The sequence below is a fragment of the Variovorax sp. J31P207 genome (assembly GCF_030316965.1).
GTDB lineage: Bacteria > Pseudomonadota > Gammaproteobacteria > Burkholderiales > Burkholderiaceae_C > Variovorax > Variovorax ginsengisoli_B.
In genome coordinates, this window is sequence record NZ_JASZYN010000005.1 from 214,316 (window position 1) to 230,919 (window position 16,604).

Annotated in this window: 15 protein-coding genes; 1 reads left to right on the top strand and 14 read right to left on the bottom strand. The window is 67.6% G+C overall.

The features are described from left to right. Positions 1 to 94: 94 nt before the first annotated feature. From QTI68_RS18940 to QTI68_RS18995, 12 genes are all read right to left on the bottom strand, one after another. Positions 95 to 790, bottom strand: coding sequence for a transposase (locus QTI68_RS18940; protein ID WP_286523500.1), 696 nt, complete (start codon positions 788 to 790; stop codon positions 95 to 97). Between the two features lie 41 nt (positions 791 to 831). Further along, a complete protein-coding gene (locus QTI68_RS18945; RefSeq protein ID WP_286523501.1) occupies positions 832 to 1,692 on the bottom strand; it encodes a class I SAM-dependent methyltransferase in 861 nt (286 codons plus the stop codon). Then, complete coding sequence (locus tag QTI68_RS18950) at positions 1,689 to 2,261, bottom strand: DUF1415 domain-containing protein (protein WP_286523503.1); 573 nt, start codon at positions 2,259 to 2,261, stop codon at positions 1,689 to 1,691. Before QTI68_RS18950 ends, QTI68_RS18945 begins: the two co-directional genes overlap by 4 nt. After that, on the bottom strand, positions 2,258 to 3,523 hold the full coding sequence (locus QTI68_RS18955) for an MFS transporter (RefSeq protein WP_286523504.1): 1,266 nt from the start codon (positions 3,521 to 3,523) through the stop codon (positions 2,258 to 2,260). Before QTI68_RS18955 ends, QTI68_RS18950 begins: the two co-directional genes overlap by 4 nt. Positions 3,524 to 3,714: 191 nt before the next feature. After that, positions 3,715 to 4,845, bottom strand: a complete 1,131-nt coding sequence (locus QTI68_RS18960) for a deoxyguanosinetriphosphate triphosphohydrolase (RefSeq protein ID WP_286523506.1) — start codon at positions 4,843 to 4,845, stop codon at positions 3,715 to 3,717. A 19-nt stretch (positions 4,846 to 4,864) separates the two neighbouring features. Continuing rightward, on the bottom strand, positions 4,865 to 5,965 hold the full coding sequence (aroB, locus tag QTI68_RS18965; protein WP_286523508.1) for a 3-dehydroquinate synthase: 1,101 nt from the start codon (positions 5,963 to 5,965) through the stop codon (positions 4,865 to 4,867). A 55-nt stretch (positions 5,966 to 6,020) separates the two neighbouring features. Further along, the gene (locus QTI68_RS18970) at positions 6,021 to 6,566 is read right to left on the bottom strand and encodes a shikimate kinase (protein ID WP_286523510.1); all 546 of its coding nucleotides are present in this window, start codon (positions 6,564 to 6,566) and stop codon (positions 6,021 to 6,023) included. Positions 6,567 to 6,588: 22 nt separating this feature from the next. Further along, positions 6,589 to 8,703, bottom strand: a complete 2,115-nt coding sequence (locus QTI68_RS18975) for a type IV pilus secretin PilQ (RefSeq protein WP_286523511.1) — start codon at positions 8,701 to 8,703, stop codon at positions 6,589 to 6,591. After that, positions 8,700 to 9,239, bottom strand: a complete 540-nt coding sequence (locus QTI68_RS18980; protein ID WP_286523512.1) for a pilus assembly protein PilP — start codon at positions 9,237 to 9,239, stop codon at positions 8,700 to 8,702. Before QTI68_RS18980 ends, QTI68_RS18975 begins: the two co-directional genes overlap by 4 nt. Further along, positions 9,236 to 9,919 (bottom strand): type IV pilus inner membrane component PilO, encoded by a 684-nt coding sequence (locus QTI68_RS18985; protein WP_286523514.1) that lies wholly within the window; start codon positions 9,917 to 9,919, stop codon positions 9,236 to 9,238. Before QTI68_RS18985 ends, QTI68_RS18980 begins: the two co-directional genes overlap by 4 nt. 6 nt (positions 9,920 to 9,925) lie before the next feature. After that, on the bottom strand, positions 9,926 to 10,540 hold the full coding sequence (locus QTI68_RS18990) for a PilN domain-containing protein (protein WP_286523515.1): 615 nt from the start codon (positions 10,538 to 10,540) through the stop codon (positions 9,926 to 9,928). Then, entirely contained in the window at positions 10,537 to 11,616 is a 1,080-nt protein-coding gene (locus tag QTI68_RS18995; RefSeq protein WP_286523516.1) for a pilus assembly protein PilM, read from the bottom strand. The genes QTI68_RS18990 and QTI68_RS18995 overlap by 4 nt, the downstream gene beginning before the upstream one ends. 241 nt (positions 11,617 to 11,857) lie before the next feature. On the opposite strand from QTI68_RS18995, the gene QTI68_RS19000 reads away from it, so the two are divergent. Then, on the top strand, positions 11,858 to 14,260 hold the full coding sequence (locus QTI68_RS19000) for a penicillin-binding protein 1A (protein WP_286523517.1): 2,403 nt from the start codon (positions 11,858 to 11,860) through the stop codon (positions 14,258 to 14,260). Positions 14,261 to 14,270: 10 nt separating this feature from the next. Here the strand turns inward: QTI68_RS19000 and cyaY are convergent, their stop codons facing one another. Both cyaY and QTI68_RS19010 read right to left on the bottom strand, forming a co-directional pair. Continuing rightward, positions 14,271 to 14,603, bottom strand: coding sequence for an iron donor protein CyaY (gene cyaY / locus QTI68_RS19005; RefSeq protein WP_286523520.1), 333 nt, complete (start codon positions 14,601 to 14,603; stop codon positions 14,271 to 14,273). Positions 14,604 to 14,649: 46 nt separating this feature from the next. Next, positions 14,650 to 16,548 carry an acyltransferase family protein gene (locus QTI68_RS19010; RefSeq protein WP_286523521.1) on the bottom strand — a complete coding sequence of 633 codons (1,899 nt, stop codon included), beginning with the start codon at positions 16,546 to 16,548 and terminating at the stop codon, positions 14,650 to 14,652. Positions 16,549 to 16,604 lie beyond the last annotated feature (56 nt).

Genomic DNA, 16,604 nt, shown 5'->3' on the forward strand with positions numbered 1-16,604 from the left:
TTTATTTCCGATAAATCTTGTCGACTTTAAATTGGGGACATATCAAAAGACATAGCAATCAATCAAGCGTTGACGGGAGATTTGGCACTTTTCGCTACGCTTTTCGAGGCAGCGGCGGCCTTCCTGCGCGTGCCTTTACCGTGCGCCGACCTGTCGTTTTTTGTAACGAATCGACGAATTCAGGGTCGCCGGCGGCCCATCCGTGCAACGTCGCTTCGGTCAGCAGCGCCTGCGCGGCGGCCGGAACGCCCGCGCGCACCATTTCGGCATAGGCGGCCTCGCGCGCGAAGGGCGTGTTGCCCAGCGTCCAGTAGAGGGGGTGCGGCGTCAGCAGCTTGTCGTGCACCAGGCCGGCATAGTGTGCGTGGCTCGACCACGGATGCTCGCGCGCCTCCGCCACCAGGCCGGCGCGCACCGGATTCAGGTCGATGTAGGCCATGCAGGCGAACAGGTAGCGGTCGGTCTGGATCAGCGTCGACTTGTAGCGTCCCTCCCACAGGGTTCCGCTGCGCCCGTGCCGATCGTTGAAGTAGCGCACGTAGCGCCGCCCCACGGCCTGCATCCATTGCGGCAGGCCGTCGGCGGTCGACGGCGTGGCCAGCAGGTGGAAGTGGTTGTCCATCAGGACATAGGCGTGCAGCGCGATGCCGAATCGCGTGGCGTTCTCGCCCAGCAGGCCGAGGAACATCTCGCGGTCGGCGCGATCCAGGAACACCGGCTGCCGGTTGTTGCCGCGCTGGATCACGTGGTGCGGCTGGCCGGCGAGCGTGAGGCGGGGCAGTCGTGCCATGGCGGAGGGCGGCGCAGGAGGGTGACGGGCGGCGCGCCGGCTCAGGCCAGTCGAAAGCGCGTCTCGAGCAGCGATGTCAGGCCGAACTGCTCGAGCAGCTCGCGCAGCCGCTCGGCCGCGCTGGCTTTGCGCTGCCCGGTGCGGCGCGCGATGATGAGCTCGTTCTTCATGCTGTGCTCCCAGCCCACGAGCTCCGTCACCGTGACCTGGTAGCCGCTGGCTTCGAGGTACAGGCAGCGCAGCACATTGGTGAGCTGGCTGCCGATCTCGCGCGTGTGCAGCGGATGGCGCCACAGCTCCGCCAGCGGCGTGCGGGACAGCGCCAGCGCCTTGGTCTCACGCAGGCAGGCGGCGACCTCGGCCTGGCAGCAAGGCACCAGCACCATGAAGCGCGCCTGCTTGGCCAGCCCGAAGGCGATCGCGTCGTCGGTGGCCGTGTCGCAGGCATGGAGCGCGGTGACGACATCGATCGTCGGCGGCAGCTCCGCCGCGGTCGCGGATTCGGCCACCGTGAGATTGAGGAAGCCCATGCGGTCGAAGCCCAGTCGCGCGGCGAGCGCGCGCGATTTCTCGACCAGCTCGGCCCGGGTCTCGATGCCGTAGACATGGCCGGCGCCGCCCTGCTTGAAGAACAGGTCGTAGATGATGAAGCCGAGGTACGACTTGCCGGCGCCATGGTCGGCCAGCGACGCCTCGGCCCCTTCGCCGGGGAGCTCGCGCAGCAGCTTCTCGATGAACTGGAACAGGTGGTAGACCTGCTTGAGCTTGCGACGCGAATCCTGGTTGAGCCGGCCTTCGCGCGTGAGGATGTGCAGTTCCTTCAGCAGCTCGACCGATTGTCCCGGCCGCAATTCCGCCAGCACTTCCGCCTCGGCCCTGGACGCCTTCGACGCCTTGTTCATGATGCACTCCCAGGCCCGACGTCGAGCGCGGCCCAGCCGTCGGCGCCCAACGCTTCGAGCGTCTCGATGTTGCGGCCGAAGATCGCCTCGGCCTCCGGAAAGGCGTCCACCGCCCGGCTCACACTGTCCTCGCGCAGCAGGTGCAGCGTGGGATAAGGCGCCCGGTTGGTGGCGTTGGTGATGTCGTCGGCTTCGGTGCCGCCGAACTGGAAGCGCGGGTGAAAACTCGCCAGCTGGAAAACGCCGTCGAAGCCGGCGCGCGCCAGGCGCCGTTCGGCACGCCCCGTGAAATCGTTGAAGTCGAGGAAATCGGCCAGCGTGTTCGGTGCCATCAGCAGCGTGGTGTCGCGCTCCGACGCAGCGCTGGCCGCCAGCGCCCGGGCTTCGGCGAGCAGCGCGTCGATCAGTCCGGATTCGTCGCCCGCCAGGTAGACGGCATAGTGCACCTGGCCGCGCACGTGCACGGCCTTGGCGAAGGGGCACAGGTTGAGCCCGATCACGGCGCGCTCGAGCCAGCGCCGGGTGTCGGCCTCGGCTTGCGCAGCGGAGATCGGAGCGCCGTCGATCATGCCATGCCCCTGCTGGAGACCGGCCGCGCCAGCCGGGCTGCCAGGCCCAGGCCGGCCAGCGAGCAGGACAGGGTGACGATCCAGGTCCATTGCCAGCCGCCCACGCGATGGGCCAGCCAGGCCACGACCGGCGGGGCGACGAACTGCCCGAACGACGAGGCCTGCTGCATCATGCCCACGGTGGTCGAGACCGTGGCGGGCCCTGGCGCCAGCCGCACGCTGAGCATGAACAAGGTCGCCGGCACCATGCCGCCGCCGAGCGAAAACAGGCAGACCGCCAGGTAGCGCAGGGCCGGCGGCAGGCTCCAGGCGACCTCGGGCGCCCCGATCCGCAGAAAGGCCGCGACGCTCGCGAGCGCCATCACGACAAAGCCCCAGCGCAGCAGTCGAACCGGTGGCAGCCCTCGCTGGAGCAGCCGGCCGCCGACCACGTTGCCGATGATGTTGAGGGCCGCGGCGAGCGCGGTCAGCGCCGCGTTCCAGCCGCTCGGGACGCCCGCGTCGACATAGATCGCAGGCAAGAATCCGATCACCGCGATCCATTGGGAGGAGTAGACCGCGAAAGCCAGCGCCAGCGTCCACGGACCGCCCGCACTCAGCGTCTCGCGCAGGCGGACGCCCCACCCTTCTGCCGAGCCGGCGGACGCAACGCGGCGGCGGGCGCCGTCGGCCGGCACCGCCAGCGCCACCCAGATGGCCGCGCAGGCCGAAGCCGCCGCCAGGGCGCACCACCAACCGGGCCAGCCGGCCTGGGCGATCAGCGCCGGCCCGACCAGCAGCGCCAATGCCACCCCGAGCGGCATGTAGGCCCCCCAGAGTCCGATGGCGGCCTTGTCGGCACCAACCGGCGCGACGGCACGGATCAGTCCCGGCCCCGGCATCACGGCCAGCAGGAAGCCGACCCCCTCGAGCGCCCGCAGCGCGAGCAGCCAGGCGAAGGCCTGCGCCGGATCGTCGACCCAGGCGCCGACACCGCCACCGACCGCGCTGGCGGCGGCGAGCAGCGCCAGTCCGGCCAGCATGCTGCGTCGAAGACCGATGGCGTCGGCCATCAACCCGACACCCAGGCCCAGGCTCATGCCGGCGACCTGCACCAGCGACAGCAGGAAACCCGCCTGCACCAGTCCGATGCCCAGGCTGGCCTGCAAGGCGGGCACCGCCGGCGGCAGCTTGCCGATATGCAGCGCCGCGGCGACGCCGCCGGCGACGACCGCCAGCGCGGCGACCGGAATCCGGCGGGTCACAGCCGGGCGGGGGCTCATGAGGAAACCTCCGTGCTGCGCACTGCGGTGCGAGCCCCCTGCGGAGCGGCCGGGCGGGGGCTCATTCGGAAACCTCCGTGCTGCGCACTGCGGTGCGAGCCCCCTTCGGAGCGGCCGGGCGGGGGCTCATTCGGAAACCTCCGTGCTGCGCACTGCGGTGCGAGCCCCCTTCGGAGCGGCCGGGCGGGGGCTCATGGCACCCACCGCTGCCCCGTGAGACGCTCGTACTCCCGGATCGCGAAGCGGTCGGTCATCCCGGCGATGTAGTCCGCCACGCCGCGCTGCCGGTCGCCGCGCCGGGCGAAGGCCTCGGGCATTTCCGCGGGCGCCGCCAGGTAGGCATCGAACAGCGCGCGCACCACGCCCTGCGCCTGTTCGGCGGTCTGCACCACCTGCGGGTGGCGATAGAGATTGCGAAACAGGAAGCGCTTGAGCGCCGTGGATTCGGCCCGCATCCCGGCACTGAAAAGCACCAGCGGGTCGCTTCGCCGGACCGCGTCGGCATCGGCCGGCGCGGCCGCTTCGAGCGCCGCGCGCGTGGCGTCGATGACGTCGTAGACCTGCGCGCTCAGCATGCGGCGGATCGTCTCGTAGAGCACCCGCCGCCCTTCCAGCCCGGGGTGCTCGGCCAAGGCCTCGCGCCGGTGGCGATCGAACAGGTCGACCTCGCCCAGGAGCTCGATGCTGATCAGGCCCGACCTGACGCCGTCGTCGATGTCGTGGGCGTTGTAGGCGATCTCGTCGGCCAGGTTGCACAGCTGCGCTTCCAGGCCGGGCTGGGTCCGGTCGCAGAAGCGCCGCCCCACCCCGCCGGGCTCCGCGGCCTCGATCCGCTCGGCATTGGCGCGCGAGCAGTGCTTGAGGATGCCTTCACGGGTCTCGAAGCTCAGGTTGAGGCCGTCGTATTGCGGATAGCGGTGCTCGAGCTCGTCGACCACGCGCAGGCTCTGCAGGTTGTGCTCGAAGCCGCCATGCGCCTGCATGCAGGCGTCGAGCGCATCCTGTCCGGCATGGCCGAAGGGGGTGTGGCCGAGGTCGTGGGCCAGCGCGATCGCCTCCACCAGGTCTTCGTTGAGCCGCAGCGCCCGCGCGATCGAGCGCCCAAGCTGCGCGACCTCGAGCGAATGGGTCAGGCGGGTGCGAAATAGGTCACCCTCGTGGTTCAGGAACACCTGGGTCTTGTAGACCAGGCGCCGGAAGGCGGTCGAGTGCACGATGCGGTCGCGGTCGCGCTGGAAGTCGTCGCGGGTCGGCGCCGGCGCCTCGGCATGACGCCGGCCGCGCGAGCGGGCCGGATCGCTGGCGTAGGGCGCGAGGCTCATCGGATGAAGCCCGGCAAAATCAAGCGGCGCAGCCCTGCGCCAGGACTTCGCGCACCATCGCATCGGGCGCGCTGCGCACGACCGCCGAACCCGGCTTGTCGAGCACCACGAAGCGGATTTCGCCGGCCTCGGATTTCTTGTCGAGCCGCATGAGTTCAAGGTAGCGCTCAGCGCCCAGGGCGGGCGCGACCACCGGCAGGCCGGCACGCCGCACCAGCGCGGTCAGCCGCTCGACGAAGGCGGCGTCGATGCCGCCGAGGCGCGCGGACAGCTGCGCCGCCAGGACCATGCCGCAGCCGACCGCCTCGCCGTGCAGCCATTCGCCATAGCCGAGGCCGGACTCGATCGCATGGCCGAAGGTATGGCCGAAATTGAGGATCGCGCGCAGGCCGGCTTCGCGTTCGTCCTGGCCCACGACCTCGGCCTTGATTTCGCAGCTGCGCTTGACCGCATGCGCCAGCGCCGCGGGCTCGCGGGCGATCAGCGCATCGATGTGGGCCTCGATCCAGGCCAGGAAGTCCAGGTCGTAGATCGGCCCGTACTTGATGACCTCGGCCAGCCCGGCGCTGAGCTCGCGCGGCGGCAGGCTGGCCAGCGTCGCCAGGTCACACAACACCAGCTGCGGCTGGTAGAAGGCGCCGATCATGTTCTTGCCCAGGGGGTGGTTGATCGCGGTCTTGCCGCCGACCGACGAATCGACCTGCGCCAGCAGCGTCGTCGGCACCTGCACGAAGGGCACGCCCCGCATGTAGCTGGCGGCGGCGAAGCCGGTCATGTCGCCCACCACGCCGCCGCCCAGCGCGAAAAGCACCGTCTTCCGATCGGCGCCGCGGGCCAGCAGCGCGTCGAAGACCCGGTTCAGGGTCTGCCAGTCCTTGTGCGCCTCGCCATCGGGCAGCTCGAGCACGTGCACCTCGCGGTAGCGGCCGGCCAGCGCCTCGCGCAGGGTGGCCGCATAGAGCGGCGCCACGGTGGTGTTGGTGACGATCAGGGCGCTGGCGGCCGAAGGGGCGGCCGCGAAGCTGCGCGGATCGCCCAGCAGGTCGCTGCCGATCAGGATCTGGTAGCTGCGCTCGCCGAGCTGGATCTCGACGCGTTCGGGAGGGACTGGCAATGGCATCCCCCGAGTTTAGGTGCATGCGGCGGCGCGGGTTCGGGCCCGGCCTGGGGGACGGTCAGTCCGTCAGCGGCCCCGGGTCGGGGGGCACCACGACGCCGGCGAGCTCCAGCTGCATCACGATGATGTTGACCACCACCGAGATCGACGGCCGGCCGGTCTCGACGGTTTCATGGGCGGTCTCGCGGTAAAGGGGGTCGCGCGCGTCATGGAGCTCGCGCAGCCGGCCCAGCGGATCGGCCACCTGCAGCAGCGGACGCTTGACATCGTGGCGCAGCCGGCGGAACAGGTCCTCGGGCAGCGAGCGCAGGTAGAGCACATGGAAGCCGGCGCGCAGCGCCTGCCGATTGGCCTCGCGCAACACGCAGCCGCCACCGGTGGCGACCACGCCGTGCGGCGCGGCGGCCAGTTCGGCAATGACGGATTGCTCCAGATCCCGGAAACTGGCCTCACCTTCGCGCTCGAAATAGTCGCGGATCGAGCAGCCGATCCGCTCCTCGATCACGTGATCGCTGTCGACGAAGGGAAGTTGAAGGCGCTGCGCAAGGCGCCGGCCAATCGCGGATTTGCCGGCGCCGGGCAAGCCGACGAGTGCGACCGCCATGCAAAGCTGCGAACGCCGCGCGTCAGCGCGCAGCGTTGCGGTCGGTGATCATTTTCGGGGTGATGAAGACGAGCATTTCAGTTTTGTTGGCAGTGCGAGTGCGCGTCCGGAACAGCGCCCCGAGGTAGGGCACCTCACCAAGCACCGGGATGCGCGATTCGTCGTTGGCTTCGGTGAGCTCGAAGATACCACCGATGACGACCGTGCCGCCGTTTTCGACCAGCACCTCGGTCTGCACGTGCTTGGTATTGATCGCGAAGCCGGCGGTGGTCGGCTGGCCCACCGTGTCCTTGTTGACGTCCAGCGTCAGGATGATGTTGCCCTCGGGCGTGATCTGCGGCGTCACCTCGAGCTTCAGGTTGGCCTTGCGGAAGGCGATCGAGGTGGCGCCGCTGGAAGTCGCGACCTGGTAGGGCAGCTCGGTGCCCTGCTCGATGAGCGCCTTGGTCTGGTCGGCGGTCACGACGCGCGGGCTCGACACGACCTTGCCCTTGCCGTCGGCTTCGAGGGCCGAGATCTCGAGGTTCAGGATGCGCGAGAGGCTCGAATTGAACAGCGAGACCGCGAAGGTGCCCGGCGCATTGCCGTTGCCGGAGACACCGGTCGACGGCAGGTTGACGAAATTGCTGCCCGTCGGGGTCGAGATCAGGTTCGGCGGCGAGGTCGCGGTCCCCGGGATGAAGGTCGTCGGCCCGATCGCATTGTTGTTGTTCAGCGCGCCGCCGCCGAGGCGCACGCCCAGCGACTTGCCGAAGGTGTCGGACGCCTCGACGATGCGGGCCTCGATCAGCACCTGGCGCACCGGGATGTCCAGCTTCTGGATCAGCTCGGCCACCTGCACCAGCCGCGACGGGATGTCCGACACGAACAGCTGGTTGGTGCGGGCTTCGGCGATCACGCTGCCGCGCGGGCTCAGAATGCGGGTGGTGCTGCTGCCGCCTCCGCCGCCGCTGGAAGCGCCGGTGCCGGTCAGGCCCTGGGCGATCTGGATCGCCTTGGTGTAGTTGAGCTGGAACGACTGGGTACGCAGCGGCTCGAGGTTCTGGATCGCGGCCTGGGCCTCGAACTCCATCTTTTCCTTGGCGTTGATCTCGTCCTTCGGCGCAATCCAGAGCACGCTGCCGTTCTTGCGCATGCCCAGGTTCTTGGCCTGCAGGATGATGTCGAGCGCCTGGTCCCAGGGCACGTCCTTCAGGCGCAGGGTCAGCGAACCCGTGACCGAGTCGGAGGTCACGATGTTGAAGTTGGTGAAGTCGGCGATCACCTGCAGCAGCGAGCGCACTTCGATGTTCTGGAAGTTCAGCGACAGCTTTTCGCCGTTGTAGCCGACGCCCTGCGTCAGCTTGGTCGGATCGATCTTGCGCGGACGCACTTCGACCACGAACTGATTCTCGCTCTGGTAGGCGCTGTGCTCCCACTCGCCGCGCGGCTCGATCACCATCCGGACGCGGTCGCCGACCTGCTGGGTCGTCACGAGTTGCACCGGGGTGCCGAAGTCGGAGACGTCGAGGCGGCGGCGCAGGCCTTCGGGCAGGGTCGACTTGGTGAACTCGACCACCAGGTTCTTGCCCTGCTGGCGGATGTCGACGCCCACCTGGTTGTTGGCGAGGTCGACGATCACGCGGCCGGTGTTGTCGCTGCCCAGGCGGAAATCGACATCGCGCAGCGGCAGCATGTCGCGGTTGCGGTTCTCGGCGAAGGCGGACGGCGTCGAAGCGGCCAATGCGGCCCCCGCGACCGGTTCCAGCGAGACCAGCAAAGACTTGCCCTGGATCTCGGTCTTGTAGGCGGCAGCCTGCTTCAGGTTCAGGACCAGGCGCGTGCGATCGCCGGCCTGGACCACGTTGACCGAGCGCAAGTTGCCCTGGTTGACTTCGATCGCGTTGCGACCGATGGCGTTGGTCACGCCCGGAAAATCAAGCGCGACACGGGCCGGCGACTGGATCGCGAAGCCGGTCGGCGCCGCGGCCAGCGGCTGGGTGAAGTCGACCCGGATCACCTCGGCACCGGACTGCATCGAACTCGTGACCGATTCGATCGCGTTCTGCGCATGAACGACTGCCGCGGCACCGAAGGCCACGATCGCGGCACCGGCCACGCGCAGCCACTGCGCGAGCATAGATTTTTGTTGGTTCATTTCGCCTTCTCTTGCAACTGCAGGGTCGCCACGCGTTCGATCCATTCACCGGCAGCGTCCTGCACGATTTCACGCAGGCCGAGTTCGGTTTCGCTGATACGGGTGATGCGCCCGTAGTTGAGTCCCAGATAGTTGCCGACCCGCACCTGGTAGAGCAGCTTGTCGACGCTGATCAGCGCCACCGGCTGGCCATTGCGGCTCAGGCTGCCGACCATCGCCATCGAGTCGAGCGGGAAGGCCTCGAGCGCTTCCTTGCGACGCGCCAGCTCGGGCGCGATCAGGCCCGAGGTGCTGGGCTGGGCCGAGTCCCGGCGCAGCGCCTGCGTCAGCTTCTGAATGTTGAACGGGTCGAAGGCCGCGGCCTCGGTGTACGCCTGCGGCGTGAACTTCTTCGGTTCGGTGATCGGCGGCACGCTGGGCTTCACCTGCGCGCGTTGTTCGGCCATCCAGCGCTGGAGGTCTTCCTGCTCCGAGCCGAAGCAGCCGGTCAGCCCGACGGCTGCGACCGCGATCCATAGAAAGCTGAGCGTTCTCATTTCTTCTTGGCCCCCGCAGCCGCGGCGGCTGCGCGCTTCTGCGCCGCCTGCTCTTCCTCGTCGAGATAGCGGTAGGTGCGCGCCGTGGCGTCCATGACCAGCACCCCGTCTTTCTGCGGCGACACCGAGAGGTTGTTCAGCGTCACGATCCGCGACAGGTTCGCGATGTCGGCGGCGAAGGCACCCATGTCGTGGTAGCGGCCGGTCACGCGGACCGCGATCGGGAGCTCGGCGTAGTAGTCCTTGACCGAAATCTGGCCCGGGCGGAACAGCTCGAACTGGAGGCTGCGACCCAGGCCGGCCTGGTTGATGTCCGACAGCAGCGCATCCATCTCGGCCTTGCTGGGCAACTGCTTCTCAAGCAGCGTGACGTATTGCTGCACCTGCTCGCGCTGCTTCTTGAGCAGATCGAGGTTGGCGGCCTGCGCCACCTTCTTCTGGTAGTCGGCCCTGAGGGTGACTTCCTTGGCGCGCTCGGCATCGAGCTCGTCGTTCGAGTTGGTGAGCCAGACGAACCACAGCGCCGCCAGGACCGCGGCGACCACCGCCGCGCACAAGGCGTAGCGCGGCACGGCCGGCCAGACCGACGGATCGTTGGGGTTCAGCCCCTGGAACTGCTGGCTGAAGCGGCGCAGGGCCAGTGCGAGGTCGAACCTCTCGGAAGGGCGTTTCTTTGCCATGAGCGCTTACCCCTTCGCCTTGATGGCCGCGGGCGCGCCGGCGGGTGGTTTCTGGGCGTCGGTCGGCCGCTTGAGGCCGATGCGCATCCTGAAGTTGGCGACGCGCCGCTGGTCGCGCGCACTCAGGCTCACCGTCGCCGAGGTGATCTCGATGAGCTCGGGCTTGACCAGCCACGGGCTGCTGTTGCCCAGGTTGCGCAGCAGCTCGGAGACCCGCTCGTTCGACTGCGCCATGCCCTGCAGCGTGACGGTCTGGTTTTCCTGCTTCATGCTGGTGATGTAGACCCCGTCGGGCAGCTGCCGGACCAGCTCGTTGAGGAGGTGGACGGGCAGGTTGCGGTCGCCTTGCAGGTCTTCGACCGCCGTCTGGCGGGCGCGCAAGGCGGCGATCTCGGCCTGCAGCGTGGAAATCTCCTTGATCTCCGTCTCGAGTTTGGTGATCTCGGTCTTCAGCAGCGCGTTCTTCGACTGCTGATTGGAGATCTGGGCCTGGAACCAGAGGAACGCGGTGACCGCGATGAGCCCGCCCAGCACCGCGGAAAGACCCAGCGTGGCATAGAAGGTCTCGCGACGGCGCTTGCGCGCGGCTTCGCGGTGCGGGAGCAGATTGATCAGGATCACTGCAGGAACCTCCGCATCGCGAGGCCGCAGGACGTCAGGTAGGAGGCCGCCTCGCGCCGCACCTTCTTCTCGCGGATGCTGCTGCCGATCTCCATGCCGTCGAACGGGTTGACCAGCGAGCAGGCGAACGAGGTCTGGCGGGTGACCGCGCTCGTGAGGCCGGGCAGGCCCGCCGATCCGCCCGCCAGCAGAACGTAGTCGACGCGATTGTGCGGCGTGCTGGTGAAGAAGAACTGCAGCGCGCGGGCGATTTCCTGCGCGATGCTGGCCACGAAGGGCTTGAGCACGCCGGCCGCGTAGTCGTCGGGCAGTTCCCCGCTGCGCTTCTTGGCCTCGGCCTCCTCGGCCGAGAAGCCGTATTGGCGAACGATCAGCTGGGTCAGCTGGGCGCCGCCGAAAGCCTGGTCACGGTCGTACAGGACTTCCTGGTTGCGCAGCACCTGCATGCTGGTGGTGAAGGCACCGACTTCGAACAGTGCGACCACGGCGTCCTGGCCTTGGCCGGGCAGTTGCTCGATCAGGCGCGCCGTCGCCAGCCGGGAGGCATAGGACTCGACGTCGAGGATCACCGCCTTGAGGCCCGAGGCCTCGGCCAGGCCTTGGCGGTCCTGCACCTTTTCCTTGCGGGAGGCGGCGATCAGCACCTCGACGTCGCCGGCCGAGTTGGCACTCTGCCCGATGACGCAGAAATCGAGGCTCACCTCGTCCAGCGAGAACGGGATGTACTGGTTGGCTTCCGACTCGACCTGGATCTCGAGCTCCTGCTCGCTCATGCCGCCGGGCAGGATGATCTTCTTGGTGATCACGGCCGACGGCGGCAGGGCCAGCGCGACATTCTTGGTGCGGGTGCCGCTCTTGCGGACCACGCGCCGCACGGCCTCCGCGACTTCGTCGAACTTCTCGACATTGCCGTCGGTGATCCAGCCGCGTTCGAGGGGCTCGATCGCGCAGCGCTCGAGCACCAGCTTGCCGCTCGCGTCACGGCCGAGCTCGACCAGCTTGACGCTGGACGAACTGACGTCGAGCCCGAGCAGAGGCGCGGGCTGGCGGCGAAACAATGATCCAAGAGCAGTCAAGTTCGATCCCATCCGTTTGTAACGATTGGAAATAATTGCGTGTGGTTGCATGCTAGCAGCAACGTGCAAGCCAATCCAAGCGCCGAATCCCCAGTGAGTGAGCATTCGTTGTCAAAAGTCGACGTAACAGTTCGGAACTGCAACTTGCGTCACAAATAAGAGTACTTGGGTCCTAACTGCTACCGCGGCGCCGTCCTACGGCGGCGCGTTTTTATAATGCGCTCAGACTCCAACAGCCTCAATGCCCGAAAACTCTCGACCCAAAGGGCCTGCGAAGGCTCCCGCTCCCAAACGCCCAGCCTGGCTGAAATGGTTGCTTCGCCTCATCCTGTGGAGCCTCGGTCTCGTGGTGGCCGGGACGGTCGCGCTGATCTGCGTGATCGCGGTCGCGTTGGCGGTCGCCTACCCCAACCTGCCTGACATCTCCGAACTCGCCGACTACCGTCCCAAGCTGCCGCTGCGGGTGTTTTCGGCCGAAGGGATCCTGATCGGCGAGTTCGGCGAAGAGCGCCGCAACCTGACGCCGATCGCGACCATCCCGAAGATCATGAAGGATGCGGTGCTGGCCGCCGAGGACGCCCGCTTCTACGAGCACGGCGGTGTCGACTACAAGGGCATGCTGCGGGCCGGCATGGCCAACATGAACCGGGCCAAGAGCCAGGGCGCGTCGACCATCACGATGCAGGTGGCGCGCAACGTCTACCTCAGCTCCGAAAAGACGCTGACCCGCAAGATCTACGAAGTGCTGCTGACCTTCAAGCTCGAGCACCTGCTGAGCAAGGACCAGATCCTCGAGATCTACCTGAACCAGATCTACCTGGGCAACCGCGCCTACGGCTTCGCGGCCGCCTCCGAGGCCTATTTCGGCAAGCCGCTCTCGGACATCACGATCGCCCAGGCGGCGATGCTCGCCGGCCTGCCGAAGGCACCGGGCGCCAACAACCCGGTCAACAACCCGGCCCGCGCCCGCGGCCGCCAGCTGTACGTGATCGACCGCATGCAGGAGGCCGGCTTCATCAACGCCGACCAGGCCGCCCAGGCCCGCAAGGAGGAACTGCACCTGCGCGACGCCGCCGACCCGACGCGGCTGCACGCCGAGTACGTGGCCGAGACCGTGCGCCAGCTGATGTACGCGCAGTACGGCGACAGCACCTACACGCGCGGCCTCAAGGTCTACACCACGCTGGTCGCGGCCGACCAGGCGGCGGCCTACCGTGCGCTGCGGCGCGGAATCATGGACTACGAGCGGCGCCAGATCTACCGCGGCCCCGAGAAGTTCGTCGACCTGCCGAACGACCCCAAGGAGCTCGACGAAGCGGTCGACGACGCATTGGCCGACCACCCCGACAACGGCGACGTCATGTCGGCCGTGGTGCTGAAGGCGAACGCCAAGGAGATCCAGGCGGTGCGCGGCAACGGCGACGCGGTCCAGATCACCGGCGACGGCCTGAAGCCGGCACAGTCCGGGCTGTCGGACAAGGCACCGCCCAACATCCGGATCCGGCGCGGCGCCGTGATCCGGGTCGTGAAGACGCCGAAGGGCGCCTGGGAAATCACCCAGCTGCCCGAGGTCGAAGGCGCTTTCGTCGCCATGGATCCGCGCGACGGCGCCGTCAAGGCGATGATCGGCGGCTTCGACTTCGACAAGAACAAGTTCAACCACGTCACGCAGGCCTGGCGCCAGCCGGGCTCGAGCTTCAAGCCGTTCATCTATTCGGCCGCGCTCGAGAAGGGCTTCACGCCCAGCACCGTGATCAACGATGCACCGCTCTTCTTCGACGCCGGCACCACCGGCGGCCAGCCCTGGGAGCCGAAGAACTACGACGGCACCTTCGAAGGCCCGATGCCGATGCGCCGGGCGCTGATGAAGTCGAAGAACATGGTGTCGATCCGCATCCTGCAGTCGATCGGCACCCGCTACGCCCAGGACTGGATCACCAACTTCGGCTTCGAGCGCGAGAAGCACCCGGCCTACCTGCCGATGGCGCTGGGCGCGGGCTCGGTGACGCCGATGCAGATGGCGACCGCGTACTCGGTGTTCGCCAACGGCGGCTATCGCGTCAACCCCTACCTCGTGACCCGGGTGACCGACCACAAGGACAAGGTGCTGGTCGACAAGCAGCCGCCGCTGCTCAACGAGACCCTGCGTGCGGTGCCGCAGCGCAACGCCTTCCTGATGGCCAGCCTGCTGCAGTCGGTGGCCAGCGGCGGCACCGCGGCCAAGGCGCAGGCGACGCTCAAGCGGACCGACATCTACGGCAAGACCGGGACCACCAACGACTCGCTCGATGCCTGGTTCGCGGGCTTCCAGCCCACCCTGGCGGCGGTCGCCTGGATGGGCTACGACACGCCGCGCAAGCTGGGTGATCGCGAGACCGGCGGCGGGCTGAGCCTGCCGATCTGGATCAACTTCATGGAGACCGCGATCAAGGGCGTGCCGGTGGCCGAGGTGCCGGCGCCCCCCGGCGTGGTGAATGTCGGCGGCGAGTGGTACTACGACGACTACGCGCCAGGCCGCGGCGTCGCCACCCTGGGCGTCGACAGCGGACCGACGCAGCCGGCGGAGGCGATCGCGGCACCGCCGATCAGCGCGCCGGCGCCGGTGGAAGAGCGCAGCCGGATCCTGGATCTCTTCAGGAATTGAGCGCGTCGCGCTAGCCGGCGATGAACTGGAGCGGCTGGCCTGCTTGCCGGGTCGCCTCGCGCGACAGGTTGCCGAAGAACTCCTCGCCGGTCTTGGTGTCGACCCAGGCGCGGCCGTCGTGCCGGTAGTGGTAGCCGCCGGAACGCGCGGCGAGCCAGATCTCCTGCAGCGGCTTCTGCAGGTTGACAATCAGCTGGCTGCCGTTGCCGAAGATGATCGTGATCATTCCCCCGACCCGCTGGTTGTCGATGTCGACGTCGCTCTCGTCGTTGATGCGGTCGCAGCTGCGCTCGATCGCTGCCAGTGCGGATTCCGCGCGGTCCATGTATTCGGGGTCGGTCATCGAGGCTCTCGGTCTTGGAACAGGACTCATTTTCCCGCATCCGGCCTCAGTTCATCGGCGGTGTGGCCAACGGGCCCGTCGAATGTGCTGCGAGGAAACCCTCCGAGAACTTGCGCACCGCCGTGGAGGAGACATGGTTCCTGTCCCAGTAGAGGCCATAGCCGTCCTTGATCGCCGGGCAGCGATTGGCATCGCAGAAGAATCCTGCGGGCTCGACGTAGGTGACATTGGCGTGCTTCGCCTGCAAGCTTCTGATGAAGGTCCGCGAGGGCGCGGCCTGGCGGTCGAATTCCTGTCGACTCACCGAACAGGCCTCGGCCTGCGGCGAGTCCAGGCATGCGGAAGCGGACTCGTTCAAATAGGGCGTAGGGCCCAGGATGAGGACATTCCGGACCCGGGGCGCGACGCGGGCCACGGTCTGCTCGATCTGGCGCGCGAAATCATCCTCGCCGGCATGGGCCAACCAGGCCGCGGACAAGATCAAGGTATCGACTGCTTCGACTTCGCTGATCGCCAGCGCGTTGAACGCCTTGCAGCGCTGCGCTTCCAGCAACTGCTTTCGATTGTCGTAGTCGATCGCCGGCGGACAGGCGTCCCTCGAGAAACTGATCGCGGCACCGCCCTCTTGCGCCGCCAGCGCCCACGCGAACGGTTGCCATGCGAGCGCGTAGGAGTCGCCCCAGATGGCGACCCGCACCGGTTTGTCCACGGCCGAATTGCAGCCGCGTTTCGGAACCTGGGTGACGGCCTCATCGCCGGTCGAATGGCATCGAAAGCGGTTTTCGGGGAAATCCCGGCTGATGCGCTCCGCCGGACTGTCTTCACCAGGACCTCTCGCCATGGCGTCGGTGAAGACGACGCTGCAATAGGCGAGCACCAGTGATGTCAGCAGCCCCGCGAAGACCAGTTGGCGATTCGGCGTGGTCCGTGCGGGATGCCTGAGCGGGTTCTCGACCAGGCGGAAGCTGGCCCATGCGAGTGCCACCGCCGCGGCACACAGCATGGCGCGCGTGAGCGCCGGCGCCTGACCCGGATGCACTGCCCGTGCCAGCGCGAGCAGCGGCCAGTGCCAGAGGTAGAGCGAATAGGAAATCAGCCCGAAGAACAGCGCCGGCCCAGAGCGCAGCACGGCGCCGACCCGACCGAGGTCGGCGCTCGCATGGCTCGCGTACACGAGCATTGCCGCAGCAGTCACGGCGAGTGGAACGCGCACGCCGCCGGGCAGCGCGCCAGGCAGGACGACCGCCAACATCAAAAGGCCGATGGCAGTGATCGAAAGCAGCCGGCCGGAGATGGGGCGATGCCAGGTTCGCAGCGCGATCAAGCCCCCGGCGGCCAGCTCCCAGAATCTGGCAGGCATCTGGTAGAAGGCGGCATTCGGGCTGAACAGGCCCAGGCCGAGCGCGAGCAGGAACGAGAACAGCGCGCAGGCCGCGACGATTCCGAATAAGCGACCGGGACGCCGGCGCAGCACCAGCACCATCAAGACCGGCCACAGCAAATAGAACTGTTCTTCGACGCCGAGCGACCACAGATGCAGCAATGGCAAGCGCTCGACGACCGGGTCGAAATAGCCGCCGGTATTCGCCTGGAAGTAAAGATTGCCCACGAAGAGCAGGGACGCCGCCGCGGATCGGCCAACCGCCTCCACTTCTCCGACGCCCTGCAGCAGGAGGTTCGACGCCACCAGGGTGCAGGCGACCACCGCCACGAGCATCGGGAAGATTCGGCGAACACGCCGTGCATAGAACGCCGACAGGTCGATCGAGCCATTCGCATTCCACTCGGCATTCAACAGGCGCGTGATGATGTAGCCAGAGATGACGAAAAAGACATCCACGCCGACGAATCCGCCTGGAAAAATCGTTGGAAACGCATGGAAACCGATCACCGACAGGACGGCGAGGGCACGCAATCCGTCGATTTCGGGCTTGTAGCCCAGCATGGGCGATGGCGGTTGGCGCAGGGGTTGCAAAGCGTGTCCAGGTCGAAAAGTACAAT